This is a genomic window from Selenomonas sp. oral taxon 138 str. F0429 (genome assembly GCF_000318175.2).
Taxonomy (GTDB): domain Bacteria; phylum Bacillota; class Negativicutes; order Selenomonadales; family Selenomonadaceae; genus Centipeda; species Centipeda timonae.
The window spans coordinates 90,271-113,688 of the sequence record NZ_KB290931.1 but is presented as its reverse complement, the minus strand read 5'-3'; the positions used below and the strand labels follow the sequence as shown (position 1 = coordinate 113,688).

Annotated in this window: 20 protein-coding genes; 19 read left to right on the top strand and 1 reads right to left on the bottom strand. The window is 57.4% G+C overall.

Annotated elements, in window-relative coordinates:
• The first annotated feature begins 39 nt into the window (after positions 1-39).
• The 5 genes from HMPREF9163_RS12170 (at position 40) to HMPREF9163_RS04260 (ending at position 5,112) form a co-directional block, all read left to right on the top strand.
• On the top strand, positions 40-597 hold the full coding sequence (locus HMPREF9163_RS12170; RefSeq protein WP_009440442.1) for an AAA family ATPase: 558 nt from the start codon (positions 40-42) through the stop codon (positions 595-597).
• Between the two features lie 163 nt (positions 598-760).
• The gene (locus tag HMPREF9163_RS12165) at positions 761-1,687 is read left to right on the top strand and encodes an AAA family ATPase (protein ID WP_198142767.1); all 927 of its coding nucleotides are present in this window, start codon (positions 761-763) and stop codon (positions 1,685-1,687) included.
• A 354-nt stretch (positions 1,688-2,041) separates the two neighbouring features.
• Positions 2,042-3,172 carry an ISL3 family transposase gene (locus HMPREF9163_RS11915; protein ID WP_083475858.1) on the top strand — a complete coding sequence of 377 codons (1,131 nt, stop codon included), beginning with the start codon at positions 2,042-2,044 and terminating at the stop codon, positions 3,170-3,172.
• Positions 3,173-3,276: 104 nt separating this feature from the next.
• Positions 3,277-4,251 carry an SDR family oxidoreductase gene (locus HMPREF9163_RS04265; protein ID WP_037346012.1) on the top strand — a complete coding sequence of 325 codons (975 nt, stop codon included), beginning with the start codon at positions 3,277-3,279 and terminating at the stop codon, positions 4,249-4,251.
• A gap of 141 nt (positions 4,252-4,392) precedes the next feature.
• Positions 4,393-5,112, top strand: a complete 720-nt coding sequence (locus tag HMPREF9163_RS04260) for an HI0074 family nucleotidyltransferase substrate-binding subunit (protein ID WP_037346011.1) — start codon at positions 4,393-4,395, stop codon at positions 5,110-5,112.
• 73 nt (positions 5,113-5,185) lie between these two features.
• Here the strand turns inward: HMPREF9163_RS04260 and mtnA are convergent, their stop codons facing one another.
• Positions 5,186-6,241 carry an S-methyl-5-thioribose-1-phosphate isomerase gene (gene mtnA, locus HMPREF9163_RS04255; protein ID WP_009440435.1) on the bottom strand — a complete coding sequence of 352 codons (1,056 nt, stop codon included), beginning with the start codon at positions 6,239-6,241 and terminating at the stop codon, positions 5,186-5,188.
• Positions 6,242-6,480: 239 nt separating this feature from the next.
• Between mtnA and gap the strand changes: the two genes are divergently transcribed.
• From gap to HMPREF9163_RS04185, 14 genes are all read left to right on the top strand, one after another.
• Positions 6,481-7,494, top strand: coding sequence for a type I glyceraldehyde-3-phosphate dehydrogenase (gene gap, locus HMPREF9163_RS04250; RefSeq protein ID WP_009440434.1), 1,014 nt, complete (start codon positions 6,481-6,483; stop codon positions 7,492-7,494).
• A 132-nt stretch (positions 7,495-7,626) separates the two neighbouring features.
• A complete protein-coding gene (gene pgk / locus HMPREF9163_RS04245; RefSeq protein ID WP_009440433.1) occupies positions 7,627-8,820 on the top strand; it encodes a phosphoglycerate kinase in 1,194 nt (397 codons plus the stop codon).
• A 27-nt stretch (positions 8,821-8,847) separates the two neighbouring features.
• On the top strand, positions 8,848-9,597 hold the full coding sequence (tpiA, locus tag HMPREF9163_RS04240) for a triose-phosphate isomerase (protein WP_009440432.1): 750 nt from the start codon (positions 8,848-8,850) through the stop codon (positions 9,595-9,597).
• Positions 9,598-9,705: 108 nt separating this feature from the next.
• Entirely contained in the window at positions 9,706-11,262 is a 1,557-nt protein-coding gene (gpmI, locus tag HMPREF9163_RS04235; protein WP_009440431.1) for a 2,3-bisphosphoglycerate-independent phosphoglycerate mutase, read from the top strand.
• Between the two features lie 128 nt (positions 11,263-11,390).
• Positions 11,391-11,750: a YkvA family protein gene (locus HMPREF9163_RS04230; RefSeq protein ID WP_009440430.1), complete on the top strand. Its 360-nt coding sequence runs from the start codon at positions 11,391-11,393 to the stop codon at positions 11,748-11,750.
• Positions 11,747-13,888 carry a DNA topoisomerase III gene (locus HMPREF9163_RS04225; protein ID WP_009440429.1) on the top strand — a complete coding sequence of 714 codons (2,142 nt, stop codon included), beginning with the start codon at positions 11,747-11,749 and terminating at the stop codon, positions 13,886-13,888. The genes HMPREF9163_RS04230 and HMPREF9163_RS04225 overlap by 4 nt, the downstream gene beginning before the upstream one ends.
• A 1-nt stretch (position 13,889) precedes the next feature.
• A complete protein-coding gene (locus HMPREF9163_RS04220; protein WP_009440428.1) occupies positions 13,890-14,993 on the top strand; it encodes a DEAD/DEAH box helicase in 1,104 nt (367 codons plus the stop codon).
• Between the two features lie 45 nt (positions 14,994-15,038).
• Complete coding sequence (locus HMPREF9163_RS04215; RefSeq protein ID WP_009440427.1) at positions 15,039-16,382, top strand: hemolysin family protein; 1,344 nt, start codon at positions 15,039-15,041, stop codon at positions 16,380-16,382.
• A 2-nt stretch (positions 16,383-16,384) separates the two neighbouring features.
• Positions 16,385-17,677, top strand: coding sequence for a hexokinase (locus HMPREF9163_RS04210; RefSeq protein WP_009440426.1), 1,293 nt, complete (start codon positions 16,385-16,387; stop codon positions 17,675-17,677).
• Positions 17,678-17,768: 91 nt separating this feature from the next.
• Positions 17,769-17,981, top strand: a complete 213-nt coding sequence (secG, locus tag HMPREF9163_RS04205) for a preprotein translocase subunit SecG (protein ID WP_006693319.1) — start codon at positions 17,769-17,771, stop codon at positions 17,979-17,981.
• A gap of 82 nt (positions 17,982-18,063) precedes the next feature.
• On the top strand, positions 18,064-18,813 hold the full coding sequence (locus tag HMPREF9163_RS04200; RefSeq protein ID WP_009440425.1) for a carboxylesterase: 750 nt from the start codon (positions 18,064-18,066) through the stop codon (positions 18,811-18,813).
• Between the two features lie 42 nt (positions 18,814-18,855).
• Complete coding sequence (gene rnr, locus HMPREF9163_RS04195; protein ID WP_009440424.1) at positions 18,856-21,567, top strand: ribonuclease R; 2,712 nt, start codon at positions 18,856-18,858, stop codon at positions 21,565-21,567.
• Between the two features lie 9 nt (positions 21,568-21,576).
• Complete coding sequence (gene smpB / locus HMPREF9163_RS04190; RefSeq protein ID WP_009440423.1) at positions 21,577-22,050, top strand: SsrA-binding protein SmpB; 474 nt, start codon at positions 21,577-21,579, stop codon at positions 22,048-22,050.
• Between the two features lie 10 nt (positions 22,051-22,060).
• Entirely contained in the window at positions 22,061-23,410 is a 1,350-nt protein-coding gene (locus tag HMPREF9163_RS04185; RefSeq protein ID WP_009440422.1) for an amino acid permease, read from the top strand.
• Positions 23,411-23,418: the final 8 nt, after the last annotated feature.

Below are 23,418 nucleotides of genomic sequence, written 5' to 3'. Positions count from 1 at the left end.
TGTAATGGAGATCAATCCGTATAATGTTAGGAGCAGAAAATGAGAATAAAAAGTATAGAACTGCGTGATTTTAAACGCTTTACACATTTAATTGTGGATGAAATTCCTAAAACAGCTAAAATGATCATACTTGTTGGTCCAAATGGCTCAGGTAAAACTTCGTTTTTTGAAGGAATGAATCATTATTATAAGTGGTTTGGATATGCTAATCAAGGGAATCGTGAGTATTTAAAAAAAGAAAAACAATGTAAACATGAATCTGAGGAGCAGAGTAGCGATCTTCGTGACTTAGTTAATATATATTTCCATGACATTGAGTTTTCGAAAGAAGTTGCTCAAGACGATGTTAAGGGACGTTTTTATTTCAGGAGTGCATATAGAAATGAACCTAGTTTCCAGATTACTAGTATAGAAAAAAAAGAAGATCCTACTAAGAGAATTCGGTTATCAACACTTAGTGAAAATGATCAAACGGTATCTGACAACTATCAGCGACTTGTGGTAGATACAGTATCTGAGATCTTTAATGAAAAAATAATGAGAAGACGGTTCAAGCTTTGCGTGATGAGCTGTTTGGAAAGATCCGTGACGCTATGAATCGTGTATTTGAAGATTTGGAGTTTTCTTCCTTAGGTGAACCTCTTAAGAGTGGAAATTTTTATTTCACAAAAGGGATATCGAAAAATTTTGTGTACAGCAATCTTTCAGCAGGCGAAAAAGCTGCGTTTGATTTGATTTTGGATCTTGTAATTCATTCAAGATACTATCCAGATACTATCCAGATGCAGTATATTGTATTGATGAACCTGAGGCACATCTGCATACAATATTGCAGGGGCGAGTGCTACATGAGCTATATGCATTGGTACCGAGAGAGTCTCAATTGTGGATTTCAACGCATTCAATCGGGATGCTACAAGCAGCTGAAGAACTCGAAAAAATACATCCAGGCACTGTGATTTTTTTAGATTTTGGTGAAAAGGATTTTGATGTTAAACAAGCTATTTATCCAAGTAAAAAAGAAAAAGCTGTTATGGATAAGTTCTATGAGTTAGTATTTGGTGATTTTGCAAAATTAATACTACCCAAAACGATTGTTATTTGTGAAGGGGATTCTAATGGAAATGGGCGTAGAGATTTTGATAAATCAGTTTATACGAAGATATTTGAAAAAAAGTATCCAGGGGCGGTTTTTATTTCAGGCGGTTCTTGCAAGGATATTGAAACTATCGGAACAAAGCAAGGAGGTTTCTTAACTACTTTGCTAGGAGGGGTTCATGTAATTAAAATTATTGATCGCGATGATAGAACTGAATCGGAAATTAGAGAACTTAATCAAAAAGGAATTAAGGTTTTAAAGAGAAGAAATTTAGAGGCTTACTTGCTTGATGATACGCTGATAAAAAAACTATGTGAACGAGAGGGGAAAGAGGAAGAGTATGAACAATGTATACAATTGAAGCATGATGCTTTAAAAAAATCTGTTGATAGAGGCAACCCCAATGATGATTATAAACATGCGCTTGGAGATATTTATACAGGGCTTAAAAAGCAATTATCTCTAACAAAATGCGGAAGTAATGCTGATATATTTGTCAGGGACGTCATGGTTTCTTTAATTACTTTTGATATGGAGGTGTATAAACAACTAGAAAGCGAAATATTTGATGGTTCATCGCAAGAATAAGCTGCACAATTATAAGGAAACCTTCCGGCAATACTTCCGTGTAGTTATGCCGGCCAAGTTTTCCATGCTATAGATTGCTTGCGCTTGTATCTCAATCATTTCGTCTGCCATGTAAGTTCCTAATGCGCTCCTTCATATATCCTTCTTCCAGATATTTATGCTAGCTCCTTTTTGGCTTTTACACAAACTATTTTGGCTCTACTCCCGAAGTAGTGGAAATGGTATAATCGTCTAGGGGGATGACAAATGGTCGAGAATTTTGACAAGACGCTCGCAGGATCACTGCGTCTAGAGGATCCATAGTATATCATAGGCGCAGAATTTAACGAGGAAGAGCCGGTAATCCATATACATGTGGGCGTAGACAAGACGGCTGCGCTGTGCTGTCCTGTCTGCGGTGCGCCGACCAAACGGTACGGCTACGAGCTGAAGGAGCGTATCTGGCCTCATGCGGACTGCCTGTTTTATCCCTGTTATGTCCACTGCAAGCGTCCCTGTGTTCTCTGCGACAAATGCGGCACTGTGCAGGTCAATGCGCCGTTTGCGCGCAAGAACAGTCGCTTTCCCCTGCTGTTCGAAGGCTACGCCATGCTGCTCCTGCAAGACATTCCCCGTGCCAGAGCCTCTCGTCTGCTTCGCTGTGACGAAAAGTCGCTTGCCGCTATCCTTACGTATTGGGTGCATGACGAGGTAAATCGTATGGATCTTTCCGTTGTCTGCTCCATCGCTATGGATGAGACATTCTTTCGGCGTGGGCACAAATACGTCACCGTCGCTATCGACGCATACAAGTGCCAAGTCTTCGATGTCGAACCCAGCCGCGACAAAATGGCGGTTAAAAACGTGGGTGAAAAACTTGAGAGGAACGGCGGCAACACGAAGAGGGTTAATTCTGCCACCAGCGACATGTCCGCAAGCTACCTGTCCGCTGTCCGGGAAGTGTTTCCGAACGCCAAGCAGACCATCGACAAATTTCACGTCAAACAGGTGCTGCTCAAAGCCTTGGATGCGGTGTGTAAGGATGAGCAAAAAGAAGCCGGCCGGAAAAAGGAACTGTTCCTGTGCCGCAAACTGTTCATGGTGCCGGAAGGACGCATGAACAACAAGCAATGGACAATGGTAGCGGAGCTTTCCAAGCAGTACAAGAAGATGGGACGTGCCTTTCGGATTGTCCGGTCTCTGGATGACTTCTATGCGTCGACCTCCATGGTGGAGGCGCAGGAGCGACTGGACAAGCTGTGTTCATGGATGCGACGCTGCCGACTGAAACCGATGAAGGATGCCGTCTTGACGCTCAGGAATCACAGCAAAGAAATACTGAACTATTTTCATACGCGCCTGACGAACGCGATTTGCGAAGGAATCAACACGATGATTCAAGCGGCGAAGCGCAAGGCAACAGGTTTTCATACCTTTGAAGGCTATGCCGCAATGATCTACTTGGTTGCAGGAAAATTGAAATTAGCTACGCCTGTTCCATTCTAAAAATAGCGTTTCCACTAGTTTTGGAGTAGAGCCTGAATTTATCAGTGCTTTCTGGGAGCTTTATTTTCTGATTCATGTTTATGGATGAAAGTGTGGAGGATATTATGAACTACCATACGATTACATTTTCAAACAACAGTCTGTTCCTCGTCACCGGTGGGGCAGGATTCATCGGCTCGAATCTGTGCGAGGCGGTGCTGTCGATGGGGCACAGTGTTCGTGTGCTGGATAATTTGTCGACGGGATATGCGAAGAATATCGCGGGATTTCGGGGAAACCCGAAGTTCGAGTTCGTGGAGGGGGATATTCGGGATGCGGCACTCTGTAACCGCGTGTGTGAAGGTGTGGACTATGTGCTTCATCAGGCGGCGGCGGTGAGTGTGCCGGAGAGCATTGAACAGCCAGTGGAGTATACGCTGACGAATATTGTGGGCACGGTCAATATGATGGAGGCGGCGGCGAAAAACGGGGTGAAGAAGTTCACTTATGCGTCGAGTGCTGCGGTCTACGGTGACGACGAGACGATGCCGAAGCGTGAGGAGATTGTCGGGCGGCGGCTCTCGACCTATGCGGTGACGAAGTTCGTGGCGGAGGAGTACGCGCATCAGTATACGATGCACTACGGGCTGGACTGCTATGGAATGCGCTACTTCAATGTCTATGGTCGTCGGCAGGATCCGAATGGCGCGTATGCGGCGGTGATCCCCAAGTTCATTGAGTGCTTGCTGCGCGATGAACCGCCGACGATCAATGGCGATGGGGAGCAGTCACGTGATTTTGTGTATGTGGAGGATGTTGTGCAGGCAAATCTCCTCGCATGCGTTGCATCACATGAGGCGGCGGGCGAGGCATATAATGTCGCGGCGGGCAAGCGGTCGAGCCTGAATGAGATGTATGCGGTGCTCAGTGAACTGTTCGGCAAAGATCTGGAGCCGATCTTCGGTCCGGAGCGCAAGGGTGATATTCGCCACAGCGGGGCGGACATCTCGAAGATTTGCAAAAATCTCGGCTATGCGCCGGAGTATGATTTCGAGAAGGGGATCAAGGAAGCGATTCAGTGGTATAAAGAGAATCTGTAAACTAAACGGCAGTACCGTATTCTACCTCACACTAGAATACGGTACTGTCGTTTTTGCTTGGCATGCTTCTGTGGAGAAGGTGATTTGTTTTACAGAGAGAATATATACAATACTGAAATTGTCCGATTGGAGTGATAAGATGTGTATGGATTAACGAGTGCACAATGGAAGCAAATCTATCATATCTTAGATCGGCATCGCGATCAGATCCACCGGGTTAGGCTTTTTGGTTCAAGGGCACGTGGAGATTACCGTGTGACATCCGATGTCGATTTAGCGATAGAAAACGATCAAGACATAAGAAGCACCTTGTTGGAGGAATTTGAGCAGAGCAATTTACCCTATACATTCGATATTGTGCTTTACGATCACCAAATGAATGAAAAGCTGCGAGATGCAATTGATCGAGAGGGAAAACTCCTTTTTTGTGTGGAGGCAGGGAGAAGTGTTATGACAGTGGAGCGGATTCGCCTGAAAGAGGAAGATTATCACCGGGCATTATTGCGATTGCAGACAGCGCTGAAAAAAGAAGCCGATCTGGATGATATGTATTTGGATGCGACGATCCAGCGCTTTGAATTTTGTTTTGAGCTTGCCTGGAAGTTGATGAAGGCGATTTTGGAGTATGAAGGTATCGAGGCAAACAGTCCGCGCAGCAGCATCCGAGAAGGATGGAAACAGGGGCTGATTTCGGATGCTGAAGAGTGGCTGGATATGATGGAGAAGCGTAATCTATCATCGCATACCTATGATGAGAATGTGGCGCGGGATATTTATCATGAGGTGAGGGAACGGTATGCTGATCTGTTGGAAGTGCTGGATCGAAGGATAAATCAGTGGCTTATGGATGTGAATGTGTAAAAAAGCATAACAGAGCTGTTGCACAAGTTAAAAAGACTTCCCACAATAGCTCTTTGCAAATCAAAAGTAACGGCTAGATTTTGTTGGAGGTAAGGTGTTCGAGATCGCTCACGACTCCCTCCTCCGTCACAATTGCCGTAATCAGTTCGTGATCTGTGACATCAAACGCAGGATTGTATATTTTTACCTCCTTCGGTGCCATGCGTTCCTTGTACCACATATCGGTGACTTCCTCGGGGGGGCGTTGTTCGATGTGAATGTCGGCACCTGTTGGGGTGTTCATGTCGATGGTAGAGGTGGGGGCGCAGACGTAGAAGGGGATGCCGTAGTGTTTGGCGAGGATGGCGACGCCGGAGGTGCCGATCTTGTTCGCAACGTCGCCGTTGGCGGCGACGCGGTCACAGCCGACGAAGACGGCGTCGATCCAGCCGTTTTTCATAACGGTCGCTGCCATATTGTCGCATATCAATGTGACGTCCATGCCGGCGGCGCTGAGTTCGTAGGCGGTGAGGCGTGCGCCCTGGAGGAGGGGGCGCGTTTCGTCGGCGTAGATTTTGAAGTTGTAGCCTTTTTGGTGGCCGAGATACATGACGGCGGTTGCGGTGCCGTATTTGGCTGTGGCGAGCTGTCCTGCGTTGCAGTGGGTGAGCAGGCCGTATCCGGGCTTGACGAGGGTGAGCGCATGCTCGCCTATTTTTTTGCAGATGTCGATGTCTTCCTGCTTGATGCGCAGCGCCTCGTTGCGCAGGAGACTGCGAATCTCGGGGATGGATTTGCCCGCTGCGTTTTTGACGACCGTTTCCATACGGTTCAGCGCCCACGAGAGGTTGACGGCGGTGGGGCGGGAGGAGTTGAGGTAGTCAGCGGCAGTGTGGAAGCGGCGCGCAAATTCATCGTAGTCGTCGGTGTCGATCTCGAGTGCGGCGAGGTAGATGCCGATGGCGGCGGCGTCGCCGATGGCGGGCGCACCGCGCACTTGGAGCTCGCGGATGGCCGTCCAGATCTCGCCCTGCGTTTTTAGATGCAGGTACTCGGCTCTATTCGGGAGTTTGGTCTGGTCGATGATGACAAGGGCATGCTCCTCTTCGTCGAGGGCGAGGGTTTCCATGTCGAGGATGTTGGTGCTCATGCGATGCCTCTTTCCGTAGAAGATACAGACGGTTCAACTGATGTTTCTATTTTAACGAAAATTTGCGCGCTGTGGCAAGCGATTTTTACATTTGGATAAAATGTTGCGTGAAAAGCACTCTGTGCAAGATAAATGATTTGACTTTTATTGGGAATGGTTTATAATATAAATCGTATGAAGAGCGCGGCGGCAAAAGGCATGCGGCGCCAATAATTAGGGACTCAACAGGGGGTATTTCAATGGCAGTAAAAGTTGCTATCAATGGTTTTGGCCGTATCGGTCGTCTCGCGTTCCGTCAGATGTTCGATGCTCCCGGCTATGAGGTCGTCGCGATCAACGATCTGACGAGCCCGACGATGCTCGCTCATCTCCTGAAGTATGACTCCACGCAGGGGCGTTATAAGTATGCGGATTCGGTCACGGCGGGTGACGATTCCATCACGGTCAATGGCAAGAAGATCAATATCTACGCACAGGCGGATGCATCGCAGATCCCATGGGGCAAGCATGATGTCGATGTCGTGCTCGAGTGCACGGGCTTCTACACGGCAAAGGCAAAGGCTGAGGCACATCTGAAGGCCGGCGCAAAGAAGGTTGTTATCTCCGCTCCTGCGGGCAATGACCTCCCGACGATTGTCTACAACGTCAACCACAAGAACCTCACGAAGGACGACAAGGTTATCTCGGCTGCTTCCTGCACGACGAACTGCCTTGCTCCGATGGCGAAGGCGCTGAATGATCTCGCTCCGATCAAGAGCGGCATCATGGCGACGATCCATGCGTATACGGGTGATCAGATGCCTCTCGACGGTCCGCAGCGCAAGGGCGATCTGCGCCGTAGCCGTGCAGCAGCGCTCAACATCGTTCCGAACTCTACGGGCGCAGCGAAGGCAATCGGTCTCGTCATCCCCGAGCTGAACGGCAAGCTCATCGGCTCGGCACAGCGCGTTCCGACCCCGACGGGCTCCACGACGCTCCTCTATGCGGTGGTTGAGGGCAAGGTCACGGTCGATCAGGTCAACGCGCAGATGAAGAAGGAAGCAACGGAGTCGTTCGCATACAACACGGACGAGATCGTCTCCAGCGACATCATCGGTACGACGTACGGTTCGATCTTCGACGCGACGCAGACGATGGTCAGCGACACGGGCGACGGCAACACGCTCGTTCAGGTGGTCTCCTGGTATGACAACGAGAACAGCTACACGAGCCAGATGGTTCGCACGATCAAGTACTTTGCGGAACTCGGCTGACAAGTAAACAGAGATATATGGGACGTGGATGCGGATAGCTAGCGTTTGCTCCATGGTACCGTATGCATACGATCTTTCACGAGGTCCGGCCGACGTTTGGGCCGGATCTCGTTTCTTTATGGAGGGGACAATATGAACAAAAAGACAATGCTTCACATTGAGCCGCACGGGAAAAAGGTATTTGTCCGCGTGGACTTCAACGTGCCGATGGATGAGAATCAGCACATTACGAACGACACGCGCATCCGCGCGACGCTCCCGACGATTCAGCATCTCCTGAATGCGGGTGCAGCGGTCATCCTTGCCTGCCATGTCGGCCGTCCGACGGAGGCACGCGAGCCGCAGTTCTCGACACGCCCGATTGTGGCGCGCCTCGAGGAGTGCCTCGGGCAGCCCGTGAAATGGGCGCCTGACTGTGTGGGTCCTGAGGCGGAGAAGGCTGCTGCCGATCTGAAGCCGGGCGAGGTGCTGCTCCTTGAGAACCTGCGCTATCACAAGGCAGAGAAGAAGAACGATCCTGAGTTTGCAAAGCAGCTGGCTTCGCTTGCAGACATTGCTGTGGACGATGCCTTCGGTGTTGCACACCGCGCGCATGCCTCGAACGTCGGCATCACGGCGTATCTCGAGACGGTCGCGGGCTTCCTCATGGAGAAGGAGATCAACTACATCGGCAAGACGCTCGAGAACCCGAAGCGCCCGTTTGTCGCTATCATCGGCGGCGCGAAGGTCTCGGACAAGATCGGCGTCATCGAGAACATGATCGACAAGGTCGACACGATCATCATCGGCGGCGGCATGGCGCATACCTTTGACGCATCGAAGGGCTATCCGGTCGGCGACTCTCTCGTCGAGCGCGATAAGATCGACCTCGCGAAGGAGCTGCTCGAGAAGGCGGAGAAGAAGGGCGTGAAGGTCGTTCTGCCCGTCGATCTCGTCATTGCGGACAAGTTCGCGGCGGATGCCAATACGAAGATTGTCGATGTGGACAAGGTGCCCGACGGCTGGCAGGCGCTTGACAGCGGCCCGAAGACCTCCGAGGAGTACGTCAATGCACTGAAGGGCGCAAAGACGGTCATCTGGAACGGTCCCATGGGGGTGTTCGAGTTTGATGCTTTTGCAAAGGGCACGGAGGCGGTTGCACGCGCTGTGGCGCAGGCGACGAAGGAGGGCGCAATCTCCATCGTCGGCGGCGGCGACTCCATCGCAGCGCTGAAGAAGACGGGGCTCTCGGAGAAGATCTCGCACATCTCGACGGGCGGCGGCGCAACGCTGGAGCTGCTCGAGGGCAAGGTGCTCCCGGGCATTGCGGCACTCGCGGACGAATAAGACGAACGATAGAGGAGAATCATACATATGGCAAGAACACCGATCATTGCAGGCAACTGGAAGATGAACAACACTGTTGCGGCGGGCGTCGCGCTTGTGAATGAGCTCGCTCCGCTCGTCAAGGACGCAAAGGCGACGGTCGTCGTCTGCCCGACGGCAACGGCTCTCGCGGGTGTCACCGAGGCAGTCAAAGGCACGAACATCGCAGTCGGCGCACAGAATGTGCACTGGGAGAAGAGCGGCGCGTATACGGGCGAGATCTCGACGGATATGCTCACGGAGCTCGGTGTCTCCTACTGCGTGCTCGGCCACAGCGAGCGTCGCGACTACTTCGGCGAGACGAACGAGGGCGTGAACAAGCGTGCGCATGCAGCATATGCCGCGGGCATCACGCCGATCATCTGCTGCGGCGAGTCGCTCGAGATCCGCGAGGCGGGCACGTACCTCGCCTATGTCGCCTATCAGATCGAGGCGGCGCTTGCGGGCTTCGAGGCGGCAGACGTGGCGAAGCTCGTCATCGCCTACGAGCCGATCTGGGCGATTGGCACGGGCAAGACAGCGACGTTCGAGCAGGCAGAGGAGGTCTGCGCCCACATCCGCAAGACCATCGAGGCGAAGTACGGCGCGGCGGCAGCCGAGGGCATACGCATCCAGTACGGCGGCAGCGTGAAGCCCGAGACGATTGCGGGTCTCATGGAGAAGCCGAATGTCGACGGTGCACTCGTCGGCGGCGCGGCGCTCAAGGCGAAGGATTTCGCTGCGATCGTCAACTTCTGATTTTTCTACAGACATATACATTTGCTTGGTTGGCGCGGACGCTTCGCTTTGCGGAGAATCTGCGCCTCCTGAGTATTGAGCGAAAGCTCTTAGAAAGAATCAAATATTATGGCAAAACTTAAAAATGCCCCCGTGGCACTCATCATCATGGACGGCTTTGGCGACGGCGATCCGAACGACCTCAAGTACAACGCCATTGCAATGGCAAAGACTCCCGTGATTGACGGACTGCTGAAGAAGTACAAGCACAATGAGATTCAGGCGTCGGGCGAGTACGTCGGCCTGCCGGACGGGCAGATGGGCAACTCCGAGGTCGGGCACACGAATATCGGCGCGGGTCGCATCGTCTATCAGCAGCTCACGCGCATCACGCGCGACATCCGCAACGGCGACTTCTTCAAGAACGAGGCGCTGCTCACGATCGTGCGCGGCGTGCGTGAGCGCGGTGGGGCGCTGCACGTCATGGGGCTCGTCTCTCCGGGCGGCGTGCACAGCCATGACGATCATCTCTTCGGCGTGCTCGAGATGGCGAAGCGCGAGGGGCTGACCGAGGTCTGGATTCATGCGTTCCTCGACGGCCGTGACGTGCCGCCCAAGAGCGCGCAGGAATATCTCGAGGCAGTTGAAAAGAAGGCGGCGGAGATCGGCGTCGGCAAGATCGCAACGGTCAGCGGACGCTACTACGCGATGGATCGCGATAAGCGCTGGGAGCGCGAGCAGCTCGCCTATGAGGCCATTGCACACGCAAAGGCGAAGACCGTCGCAAAGACGGCAGTGGACGGGCTGCTTGCATCCTATGCAGATACGAGCGAGAAGCCCGAGGGCGTGACGGATGAGTTCGTCGTCCCGTTCGTGGTCGAGGGATACCCCGGCATGAAGAACGGCGACGGGGCGATCTTCTACAACTTCCGTCCTGACCGTGCGCGCCAGCTCACACACGCATTCGTCGATGAGAAGTTTGACGGCTTCCGGCGTGACGAGTCGCTGAAGATCCCATTTGCGACGTTTTCGCAGTACGAGGCGGGGATGAACGCGCTCGTGGCGTTCCCGCCCGAGGAGATCGACAACACGTTCGGTCAGTATGTGCAGGATCTCGGCTACACGCAGCTGCGCATCGCCGAGACGGAGAAGTACGCACACGTCACGTTCTTCTTCAACGGCGGCGTCGAGGAACCGTACAAGGGCGAGGATCGCATCCTCGTGCACTCCCCGAAGGTTGCGACCTACGATCTGCAGCCCGAGATGAGCGCGATCGAGGTCACGGACAAGGTGGTTGAGGCGATCAAGTCGCGTAAGTACGACTTCATCATCCTCAACTATGCGAACTGCGACATGGTCGGTCATACGGGTGTCGTCCCTGCGGTTGTGAAGGCGGTTGAGACGGTCGACACCTGCGTTGGGCGCTTTGTCGACGCCATCCGCGAGGTTGGCGGCGAGGTCTGCATTACGGCAGATCACGGCAACGCGGACAAGATGTGGGACTACGAGACGAATCAGCCATTCACGAAGCACACGACGAATCCCGTGCCGTTCATCGTGGTCTCCGACCGCATCAAGGAAGTGCACAAGGGCGCGCTCTGCGATATCGCACCGACGCTTCTGACGCTTGCGGGGATTCCAATCCCGAAGGAGATGACGGGCAAGCCGCTCGTTACGCTTGCGTAAAAATCTTTGAACCTATCCAAAAGGGCAGATGCCGTTGCGCGTCTGCCCTTTTCATTTGCATTTGAAAGAGGGCGGGCGGAATGGTATACTGAGCATAATGACATGACATGACATGATCGGAGGTTTCTATGCTGCGATTTTTGGTGCTGCTGCGTGCGCTGCGGCGCGATATTGCCGTCCTGCTCTTTGCAATGGTGCGGCGCGATACGCCGCGTGCGGTGAAGTTTCTCTTCCCGCTTGCGCTGCTCTATCTCGTCAGTCCCATTGACATCATACCCGATACGATTCCGTTGCTCGGCGCGGTGGATGATATGGTGATCCTGCCGGCGGCGACGGAGCTGCTTGTGCGTATGCTGCCCCCCGACGCGCGTGCGGAGGGCGAGCGGCGCGTGGCGCGCTACGGGACGCTCATACTCGTTGTGGCATCCATTATCGTGATTCTCTGGTTTGTCCTCCTCATCTGGGCGCTCTCGAAGGTGTTTGCATGAGGCTCTACATCGCGGAGAAGCCGAGTGTCGGGCGTGCACTTGCCGCGTGTCTGCCCGCGCCGCACAAGAAGGGGGCGGGGTGGATTGAGACGGGCGGCGGCGTGGTGACGTGGCTCTTCGGTCACGTCCTGCGACAGGCGGAGCCGGAGGAATACGATCCGAAACTAAAGCGCTGGCGCGCGGAGGATCTGCCAATCCTGCCCACCGAGTGGCGGCTCGTCGTGAACGAGAGCGCAGCGCAGCAGTTCGCCGTGGTCAAGGGGCTGATCGAGCGTGCGGATGAGATCGTGCACGGCGGTGACCCCGACCGCGAGGGGCAGCTGCTTGTAGATGAGGTACTGGACTATCTTGGCAACGAGAAGCCCGTGCGCCGCATCCTCATCAACGCGCTCAACGATAAGAGCATCCACGATGCGCTTGGCGACCTGCGCGACAATCGGGACTTCCTGCCGCTCAAGCGCTCGGCGCTCGCGCGTGCGCGCGCGGACTGGCTCATCGGGATGAATCTCTCGCGCGCCTATACGCTTGCGGTGCGGCGTGCGGGGCATGATCGGCTCGTGCTCCCCATCGGGCGGGTCAAGACACCGACGCTCGCCCTCGTTGTGCGACGCGAGCGCGAGATCGAGAACTTTAAGCCCGCAACCTACTATCTGCTCGACGCTGTATTTCGTCATGAGAAGACGGGCGAATCGTTTCGTGCACGGTGGAAGCCGTCGGAGGAGCGCACGACGCTCGATCCCGAGGGACGTCTTGTAGACGAGAGCGCCGCACGCGCTGCGTTGGAGGCGTTCGGCGGCGATCCGCAGGACGCGAAGATCACGCGCTATGAGCGCAAGAAGAAGGAGGAGCCGCCGCCGCTCCCATTTTCTCTCTCGGCATTGCAGGTGCTCGCGGGCAAGCGATACGGCTACGAGCCGCAGCAGGTGCTCGATACGGCGCAGAAGCTCTATGAGGAGAAGTTGACGAGCTACCCGCGCTCGGATGCGGAGTATCTGCCCGTGAATCAGCACAAGGACGCGCCAAAGATCCTCGGCAATCTCGCTGCGCTCGCGGACACGCCGTTCGGTGCATGGGCGCGTGAGGCGGATGCAAAGCAGAAATCGCGCGCGTGGAACGATGCGAAGATCTCGGCGCATCACGCGATCATCCCGACGACCGTGCCAGTGAACCTCGCGCGACTGAGTGCGGTGGAGCGCAATATCTACGAGCTGATTGCGCGCGCCTACATTGCGCAGTTTCATCCGAACTACGTCTACGATCAGACGAAGGTCGAGGTCACCTATCACGGAGATCTGTTCTCGGCGAGCGGGCGCACGGAGCGCGCGGCGGGGTGGCGCGCCATGTACCGCACGGGAAAATCCGAGTCCGAGGATACGGAGAAGGAGGACGAGGAGAGCACTGTTCTGCCGCCGATGAAGAAGGGCGACGCGGCGGACTACGTGTCGGCGGAGCTCGGCACGCGGCAGACGAAGCCGCCCACGCGCTTTACGCCCGCGACCCTCCTGCAGGGCATGAAGGAGATTCACAAGTATGTGATGGACGAGGCTGCGAAGAAGATGCTGCGCGATGTCTCCGGCATTGGAACAGAGGCGACGCGCGCGAGCATCATCGAGGATCTGATTCGGAGGAAGTTCCTTCATGCGGCGGGCAAGAAAAAGGTGCTGACGCCGACGGAGTCGGCATACCTTCTCATCGATGCACTGCCCGATACGATGACCTATCCGGATGCAACAGCGGTCTGGGAGGATCGCCTCCACTCGATGGCGGAGGGCGAGGGGACGCCCGAGGAATTCCTTGCGGGACAGGCGGCGTTTGCGCGCGATCTCTGCAATGCTGCATTGTCAGCGAAGATTGCGGGCGGGGGGGGCATTCCCTGTCCTGCGTGCGGGCGCGGTGTCATGCAGAAGCGCAAGGGAAAACACGGCGATTTTTGGGGCTGCTCTGCATTCCCCCGGTGCCGCATGACGGCAAATGATGCGAACGGCAAGCCTGATTTTGCGGGGCGGCGCATTCCGCGCGCATCGGGGGCGGCTGGTGCGAGTGGCGGTGCGCATGTGGCTGCAATGACGGCGCGGCGCAGCTATACGCCGACGGCGGACGAGCAGGCGGAGATGGATGCAATCTTTTTTGGAGAATAACATGACAACATTTACATCGCTCGGCGTGCCCGAGAGCCTTGCGGCGGCGCTCGAGAAACGCGGCATTACGGTGCCGACGGAGATACAGGAGGCGTTCATCCCCGCCGCATGCGCGGGGGAGAACCTCATCGGTGCGGCACCGACGGGCACGGGCAAGACGCTCGCCTATCTCCTGCCGCTCCTCACGCGCATCGACCCTGCCGCGCGTACAGCACAGGCACTCATCCTCGCACCGACGCACGAGCTTGCCATGCAGATTGCGACCGTTGCGCGCGAACTCGTACAGGCGGCTGGACTCGCGTTCGGCGTACAGGCGCTCATCGGCGGCGCGAATGTCAAGCGGCAGATCGAAGCGCTCAAGAAGAAGCCCGCCGTCATCGTCGGCTCTGCGCCGCGCATTGCGGAGATCCACCGCTTCGGCAAGCTGAAACTCTCGGGCGTGAAAATTCTCGTTCTGGACGAGTTTGATCGTCTCCTCGGCAAGCAGCAGCTGGACGAGGTGCGCGCCGTTGTCCGCCTCCTGCCGCCCGAACGACAGGCTCTTCTTCTCTCGGCGACGGCGGGGACGGCGGCGGTGCGCATGGCGGAGAGCCTCTTTGCGCCGCGCCTCATCCGCGCGGAGAGCACGAACGGGGGCTATGAAAACTACTATCATATTGTATCGTTTCGTGATAAAATAAAGGCAGTACAGAAGCTGACGCGCCGTCTGCCGGTGAGGCGCGGACTTGTCTTCGTCGGGCGCAGCTTCGATGCGGCGCACGCGCTCGAAAAGCTGCGCTACGAGGGCATCAAGGCGGTCGCGCTCCTCGGACAGGAGCGGCGCGATCAGCGCCGTGCGGCACTGGACGCGATTCGTGCGGGGCGCGCCGAGCTGCTGATTTCCACCGATCTCGCCGCGCGCGGACTTGACATCGAGAATGTGGACTATGTCATCCACCTCGATCTGCCCGAGGACGTGCGCACCTACCGCCACCGCGCGGGGCGCACGGCGCGCGCGGGCAAGGCGGGCGCGGTCATCTCGCTCGTGGATGAGAAGGAGATGGACAAACTGAAGGCGCTCGCCGCGCGCATGGAGATCGAACTCTCCCGTCTGCCGCGCGCCTGATGACATGCTCCGATTTCCACCGTTTTCCAAAGGAGGCCTCCGTTCGTGGACATCGTGCCCACATTACTTGATATACTGCTCGTCGCCTTTCTGATCTTCATGAACGGTTTCTTTGTTGCGGCGGAGTTCTGCTGCGTGAAGATCCGCACCTCGCGCCTTGAGACCCTCATCGCGGAGGGCAGCAGCCGCGCAAAATATGCCAAGCAGCTCACGGAGCATCTCGACTACTCCCTTTCGGTGACACAGTTCGGCATCACGCTCGCCTCGCTCGGCCTCGGCTGGGTGGGTGAACCGGCACTCGCAACGCTGATCCTTCCAGTGACGCGCGCCGTCGGGCTGCCCGATGAGGTCGGGCATACGGTCGCGCTCGCAGTCGCCTTCACGATCATCACCTCGCTGCACATCGTGCTCGGCGAGCTCACGCCGAAGTCGATGGCGATTGCAAATGTCGAGAACATCATGCTCTCCATCGCGTTTCCAATGGTGCTCTTTGGACGTGTCATGCGCCCCTTTGTCTGGATCCTGAACACAGTTGCAAATGCAATTAGCCGTCGCTTTGGCTACGATGTAAAGGGGGAGAATGAGGACGCGCACACAGAGGAGGAGATCCGCCTCCTGATGAAGGAAAGCTATCGGCAGGGACTCATCAACAGCACCGAGGCGGACTTCGTGGACAATGTATTCTCGTTCACGGAGCTGAACGCGCGCGAGATCATGGTGCCGCGCACGGATATGATCTGCCTCTACCTCGACGACACGCCCGCCGAGCGCATCAAGACGATCCTCGAGGAGCAGCAGACGCGCTATCCCGTCTGCTACGAGGACAAGGATCACATCATCGGCTTTATCCATGTCAAGGATCTCCTGCCGCCGCTCGTCCGAGGGGAGCGGCTGAACCTGCGCCGCTACATCCGCAAGGCGCTCGTCGTACCCGAGAGCATGGACGGCAGCGTGCTCCTGCGCACGATGCAGGAGCAGGGGTCGCAGCTCGCAATCGTGGTCGATGAGTACGGCGGCACGGCGGGCATGGTGACGGTCGAGGACATCATTGAGCAGATCGTCGGCGATATCCGCGACGAGTTCGACGAGGAGCGCGAGAGCGTCGAGTGGCGCGCGGGCGCTGTCTGCTCGATTGATGCAAAGCTGCTGCTCGAAGAGGTCGCCGATCTCCTCGGCGTGCGCATCGAGGACGAGGATGTGGACAGCATCGGCGGTTGGCTCTACGACCAGCTGGGCGAGGCTCCGCGCATCGGGCAGATGGCGGCGCACGCAGGGACACTATTTTACGTCGAGGAGGTCGACGGCGTGCGCATCACGCGCGTGCTCGTCCATCTCCTGCATACGGTATTGGAGGCGCAGGGGGAGATCGCGCCGCATGAGGAGGAGTAAAAATGGCATTCGATCCCGTGCTTTACGATGAAATCATCGCTGCGTTTACGGTGGATGCGGAGCATCTGCACGAGGCGGCGGCAAACTTCCGTCAGGATATGCGCCTTGGCCTCTCCGGCTCCCCCGACTCCTCGCTGCGCATGTTGCGCTCCTATCTCGGACTGCCGACGGGAAAAGAGCGCGGCGACTATCTCGCCCTCGACTTCGGCGGGACGAATGTGCGCGTCCTGCTCTATCGTCTCGAGGGCAATGGGAAATACGAGATGCTCTCCCACGTCGCAAAGCCGCTCAAGGTCGACGGCGTCTATGACTTCATCGGCGCGGAGGCGACGGGCGAGCAGATGTTTGACTTCATCGCGGCGCTCGTCGACGAGGCAGTCGGCGGCGACCATGAGACGCCGTACCTCCTCGGACACACCTTCTCCTTCCCGTCCGCGCAGACGAATATCAGCGACGCGCGGCTCATCATCTGGACGAAGGAATTCGCAGCGCGCGGTGTCGAGGGCGAGGTTGTCAACGATCTCCTGCGTGCGGCTCTCGTGCGGCAGGGGCTGACGAATGTCACGCCGAACTCCGTCATCAACGACACGGTTGCCGTGCTCCTCGCTGCCGCCTACATCCACGGCGAGACCGCCATCGGCGCGATCTATGCGACGGGGCACAACACCTGCTACCTCGAGCCGTATACGGGTACGGCGCAGCCACCGATGATCCTCAACATGGAGTCGGGCGGCTTCTCCAAGCTCGTGCCGAACCGCTTCGACGTGGCGCTCGACGCAGCGTCTGAGAAAAAGGGGGAGCAGCGCCTCGAAAAGATGGTCTCGGGTCGCTACATGGGAGAGCTCTTCGAGATGGCGCTTGCCGAGCTCCTTGGTGCAGCGGGTAGCAAATACGGCTTTACGAGCGTTGATCTCAGCCGCATGCTCGAGGATGTGAGCGAGGATGCGACATCGGCGGCGACCCTTGTCGAGGTGCTGACGGGACAGCGGCTTACGGCTGAGGATGCCTTGCGCGTGCGCGGCCTTGCGCGCGCCATCGTTGTACGCTCCGCGCGCCTCATTGCGGCGACATTTGTCGGGACACTCTGGCAGGTGACGGGTAGCGGGGAGATACGTGCGCAGCACATCGCCGTCGACGGCTCGGTCTATGAGAAGATGCCGCTCGTCAAGGAGCAGATGGCGAACGCCTTTGCGGAACTCCTCGGCGCGGATGCTGGCAAGGTTGACACCATTCTCGCGAGCGGCGGATCGGGACTCGGTGCGGCGCTCGCGGCGGCAATGGCGGAGCGCGGATGAAAACTGCTTGCCACTGCGGCGCGGTCTGTGCTATGATAGACGAATATAATATCTTGCAGAAGGAAGGGGCTTTTTCTTGCTCACGCTTTTAATGGTACTTGATGCAATCGTTGCAATCATCCTAATCGCGTCCGTGCTCGGGCAGGAGGCAAAGTCCGCCGGCATGGGCGGGCTCGACGGCGGCGGCGATACGGTCTTTTCGGGCAAGGCACGCGGAATGGACGCGCTGCTTGCGCGCGTGACGATCGTATTTGCGATTTTGTTCGGTGTGATTACGATTGTGATTGCGCGGATGTCGAGCTGATTGAAAAGGGAATATCCCTGTACCGCTATGCGGGGCAGGGATTTTTTCAAACAGGGAACGATCGGGAAGAGGAGGGAATGTCATGCACTTAGTGGGCGCGGAGCCGTTTTTCCTGCCGGGTGGGCGGCATGGCGTGCTTCTCATTCACGGCTTTACGGGGCTGCCGGCAGAGCTGCGCCTGCTCGGTGCATATCTGAACGAGCGTGGCTTCACCGTGCTTGCGATACGGCTTGCAGGGCACGGGACGACGGTCGAGGATTTGAGCCGCATGGAGCACGAGGATTGGATGGACTCCGTGCGCGACGGCTATGCCATCCTCAGCGGCGCGTGTGATCGGATCTCCGTCGTCGGCCATTCGATGGGTGCGGTCTTTGCCCTCCTGCTCTCCGTCGAGGCGGAGGTTGCCCATGTTGTCAGCCTCGGTGCGCCGATCATGATTGCACCCGAGCAGGGACTCGAGCATCTGCCCACGCGCGAGGCGTGCATTGACCGCTATGTACCAAAGGCGCGCAGGAAACTCAGGGACGTGCCGCAGGGCGCGAACAACACCTATCGGCGCATGCCGCTCGTCTCCATTCATGAGCTCTTGGATGTTGTCGCAATCCTCTGCCGTCAGATCGGGCGCGTGACGGCGCCGCTCCTGATTGTACACGGGGAGCGGGATCATACGGCGGATCCGAAGAGTGCGGACTACCTCTATGAGAATGTGCGGAGTCCGCATTGCGAGAAATTCATCCTGCCCGATGCGGGGCATCTGCTGCCGCTCGATACGGGGGTCAGGGAGCGCGTCTTTGTGCGCACGACGGCGTTTTTGACGGGGGATACTCTGTAAATTTTGTAGGAACGGAAATAGGAACGGGAAAACGAGGAAATTATGGAACAGGAACAACTGGATACACTGAAAGAGCGCGTACACGCCTTTATGCGGGAGGACGCCTATCGCCCGCTGCCCGAGGCTGAGGTGCGGACGGGACTCGGGCTGCCCGATGAGGAGGAGCAGCTTCTTTCGTCTGCCCTCGCGGCACTTGAGGCGGAGGGCGCGATCATCCGTAACCGCAGCGGACTCTACGGGCTGCCGACCCGCATGAACCTCGTTGTCGGGCGGCTCTCTATGTCGCCGAAGGGCTTCGGCTTCATCATCCCCGACGTGCGCGCGACGGAGGACGAGTCGGATGTATTCGTGCCCGGCTCTGCGCTCACGACCGCCATGCACGGCGACCGCGTGGTTGCACGCGTTACGCCGTCCGAGACGCCGGGGCGTGCGCGTGAGGGCGAGATCATCCGCATCCTCGAGCGTGCGAACACGCATATTGTCGGCACATTCGAGCGCAGCAAGGCGTTTGGCTTTGTGACGCCCGACAGCGCGAAGATCGGGCGCGACATCTTTGTTTTGAAAAAGGACTTCGGCGGCGCAAAGACAGGCAGCAAGGTTGTCGTCGAGATTACGAAGTGGCCCGAGGAGCGCCGCAGCGCCGAGGGGCGCGTCATCGAGGTGCTTGGCAAGACGGGCGACCCGGGGGTCGATGTGCTCGCCGTCATGCGCGCCTACGATCTCGATGAGAACTTTCCGCCCGCTGTGGCGGAGGCAGCCGCGCACTGTCCGACGCATCCGCTGCCGGAGGAGTATGCGGGACGGCGTGACCGCCGCGATTTCCCCATTGTCACGATTGATGGCGAGGATACGAAGGACATCGACGACGGCATCTATGCGTATGAGAAGGACGGCGGCTTCTTCCTCGGCGTCTACATCGCGGACGTGAGCCACTATGTCCGCGCGGGCGAGCCGCTCGACAACGAGGCGGCGCGGCGCGGGACGAGTGTCTATCTGGTCGACCGCGTCATCCCCATGCTGCCAAAGGAACTGTCGAACGGCATATGCAGCCTGAACGAGGGCGTTGACCGCCTCTCGATGGCGTGCGAGATGGAGATCGGTGCGGACGGCGAGGTGCGCAGCTACGAGATCGTGCCGTGCGTCATCCACGTTGCGCGCCGCCTCACCTATACGCTCGTGAACCGCGTGCTTGCGGGCGAGGAACCGTTTGTCTCCGACAACGAGGACATCCGCCCCATGCTCGAGACGCTGCGCCGTCTGCGTGAGGCACTGCGCGCAAAGCGCCACCGCCGCGGCTCGATCGACTTCGAGCTGCCCGAGATCAAGGTAAAGCTCGACGCCGAGGGACATCCCGTTGCGCTCGTGAAGCGCACGGGCTCGATCGGCGAGTCCATCATTGAGGAGTGCATGCTTGTTGCAAATGAGACGGTTGCACGCCATATGGAACTGAAGGAGGAGCCGTTCGTCTATCGCGTGCACGAGACGCCGAACACGGAGAAGATCGAGCGCTTCCAGAGTCTCCTCGCCGCGCTCGGGCTGCGCCTCCACATCGACGAGGACGGCAAGGTGCGCCCGCGCGACATTCAGCAGGTGCTCGACCATGTGAAGGGCGCGCCCGAGGAGCGCATCATCGGTGCTGTCGCGCTGCGCTCCATGCAGCAGGCGCGCTATGCAACGGCGAGTCTCGGACATTTCGGGCTTGCCGCGCGCTACTATACGCATTTCACCTCGCCTATTCGCCGCTACCCCGACCTCCTTGTCCACCGCCTCCTGCGCGAGACGTTTGCGACAGGGCATATCCCGCTCGAGAAGCGGGAGCGGCTGCGCGCGACCCTCGCCGAGGCGGCGGAGCATTCCTCCGCGCGCGAGCGCATTGCCATCGAGGCGGAGCGCGAGACCACGGATATGAAGAAGATTGAGTACATGGCGCAGTTCGTCGGTGAGACCTTCGAGGGAATCATAAGCGGCGTCACGGCGTTCGGCATCTTTGTTGAGCTCGAGAACGGCGTCGAGGGGCTTGTCCACGTCTCGACGATGGTGAACGACTACTACAGCTACGTCGAGGAGCAGTATGCAATGGTCGGCGAGCGAACGGGCACGCGTTACCGTCTCGGCGATGCCGTGACCATCATCATCACGCGTGCGGACGTACAGGCGCGGACGCTCGACTTCGTGTTGAAGGACAACGGCGTTTACGAGCCGAATATGGCGAAACCTGCGAAAACTGCAGTAAAGCCGAAGGCGGAGGGTGAAAAAAATAAAGACGGGCGCGGACGTCGCTCCCGTAAAAAGAAGAATGAGAAACGGCATGAGCCAATTATCGCGGATGTCGCCGCAACGCCCGCCGAGCGCCGTAAGAAGACGCGCGGCGCACACGGCACACAGGGCAAACGCGTGCAGGAGGGCGAGCGTGCGGCGCGCACAGCGGCGGCAAGCGTGCCCGCAAAGCTGCGTGCAGCTGCACAGAGGGCGGACGGCACGTGCGGGCAGCATCCCGCACGCGCACAGCAGACAGGCATGGAGCAGCGCAATCGCGGGCGCGGCAGAGGAAATGACCGCTATGGTGAGGAGCGCGGTCCGCGCGACTACCACCGCGTTAAGGTAACGGGGCTGAATAGCGCCGTCTGGCCAGATTCGCCGAGCTATCGTGCGCCGCGTCCGGAGACAGAGAGCACGGAGAAACCGCGCCGCGCCCCGCGTCCCGCGCGCCGCATGAACCGCAAGACGGAGGGCGGCACCGGCAACGCCGAGTGAGGAATTTCTATGGGAAAGAAGAACGAAAGCATCAAGATCGCCTGCGAGAACCGCAAGGCGCGTCATGATTACTTTATCCACGAGACCTATGAGGCGGGCATGGAGCTCGTCGGGACGGAGGTCAAGTCCCTGCGGGCAGGACGCGCGAATCTGCGCGACAGCTACGCTTACATCAAGAACGGGGAAGTATTCCTCGACCATATGCACATCAGCCCATACGAGCAGGGCAATCAGTTCAACCACGACCCGTTGCGCCCCCGCCGCCTCCTCATGCACAAGGCGGAGATTCTGAAACTCTTCGGCAAGACGCGCGAGAAGGGCATGACCCTCGTCCCTCTGAAGGTCTATTTCAAGCGCGGGCGGGCAAAGCTGGAACTCGCGCTTGCAAGCGGCAAGCACAACTACGACAAGCGCCAGACGCTCAAGGCGAAGTCTGCAAAACGCGAAGTGGAGCAGGCGCTCAAGGAACGTCAGCGTGGATAAAGGAGTCTTTATGCAGGAAAAGGAAGCACCGCCCGTCCTGCGGCGCGGGCTGAAGAACAGACATCTCCAGATGATCGCACTCGGCGGTGCAATTGGGACGGGACTTTTCTACGGCTCAGCGTCCACAATCGCGCTCGCGGGTCCTGCGGTCATGCTCGCCTATCTCCTCGGCGGCATCATGATTTTCTTCATCATGCGCATGCTCGGCGAGATGGCGGTCGATGAGCCGGTCTCTGGCTCGTTCAGTCACTACGCGGGCAAATACTGGGGCGATTTTCCGGGCTTTCTCTCCGGCTGGAACTACTGGTTCAACTACATCATCGTCTCCATGGCGGAGCTTGCAGCGGTCGGCATCTATATGAATTTCTGGCTGCCCGACCTCCCGCAGTGGCTCTCGGCGCTCATCTGCCTTGCTGTCATCACCGCGCTCAACCTGACGAATGTGCGCGCATACGGTGAGCTGGAGTTCTGGATGGCACTCGTCAAGATCACTGCGATTGTCCTCATGATCGGACTCGGCGGCTGGCTGCTCGTTACAGGTGCGCCGTTCCCCGAGAACGTCAGCAATCTCTGGGAGCATGGCGGATTTCTGCCGAACGGATGGTGGGGATTCTTCCTCGGCACCGCTGTCGTCATGTTCTCGTTCGGCGGCATCGAGCTGATCGGCATCACGGCGGGTGAGGCGGAGGATCCCGACCTCACAATCCCGCAGGCGATCAATCAGGTCATCTGGCGCATCCTGATTTTCTATGTCGGCACGATGGCGGTGCTTATGGCACTCTGGCCGTGGAACGAGGTCGGCATGGAGGCAAGCCCCTTCGTGCAGATTTTCCAGAACGTCGGCATTCCCGCCGCCGCGCATATTCTGAACTTCGTCGTGCTGACGGCGGCAATCTCCGTCTACAACTCTGCGATCTACAGCAACAGCCGTATGCTCTACGGACTGGCGCAGCGCGGGGACGCGCCGCAGGTGCTGAGGAGTCTCTCCGTGCGCGGTGTGCCCGTGCTCGGCATATTGATTTCTTCGGGCTTTACGCTCATTGTTGTATTCCTCAACTATTTCTTCCCGGGGGATGCATTCCTCTATCTCATCTCGATTGCGACCTGCGCCGCCGTCATCAGTTGGGTGACGATCGTTGTGACACATCTGAAATTTCGTCGCAAGATGGAGCGCGAAGGAACGCCGATCAAATTCCGTGCACCGTTCTGCCCGTGGATCAACTATCTCTGTCTCGTCTTCCTCATCGGCGTTGTCGTCATGATGGCGCAGATTCCGGGCATGCAGCTTGCCGTGCCGATCCTGCCCGCATGGCTGCTCGTGCTGTGGATTGGGTATCGTTCGAGGCGCAGAAGAGGATAATAATGGAA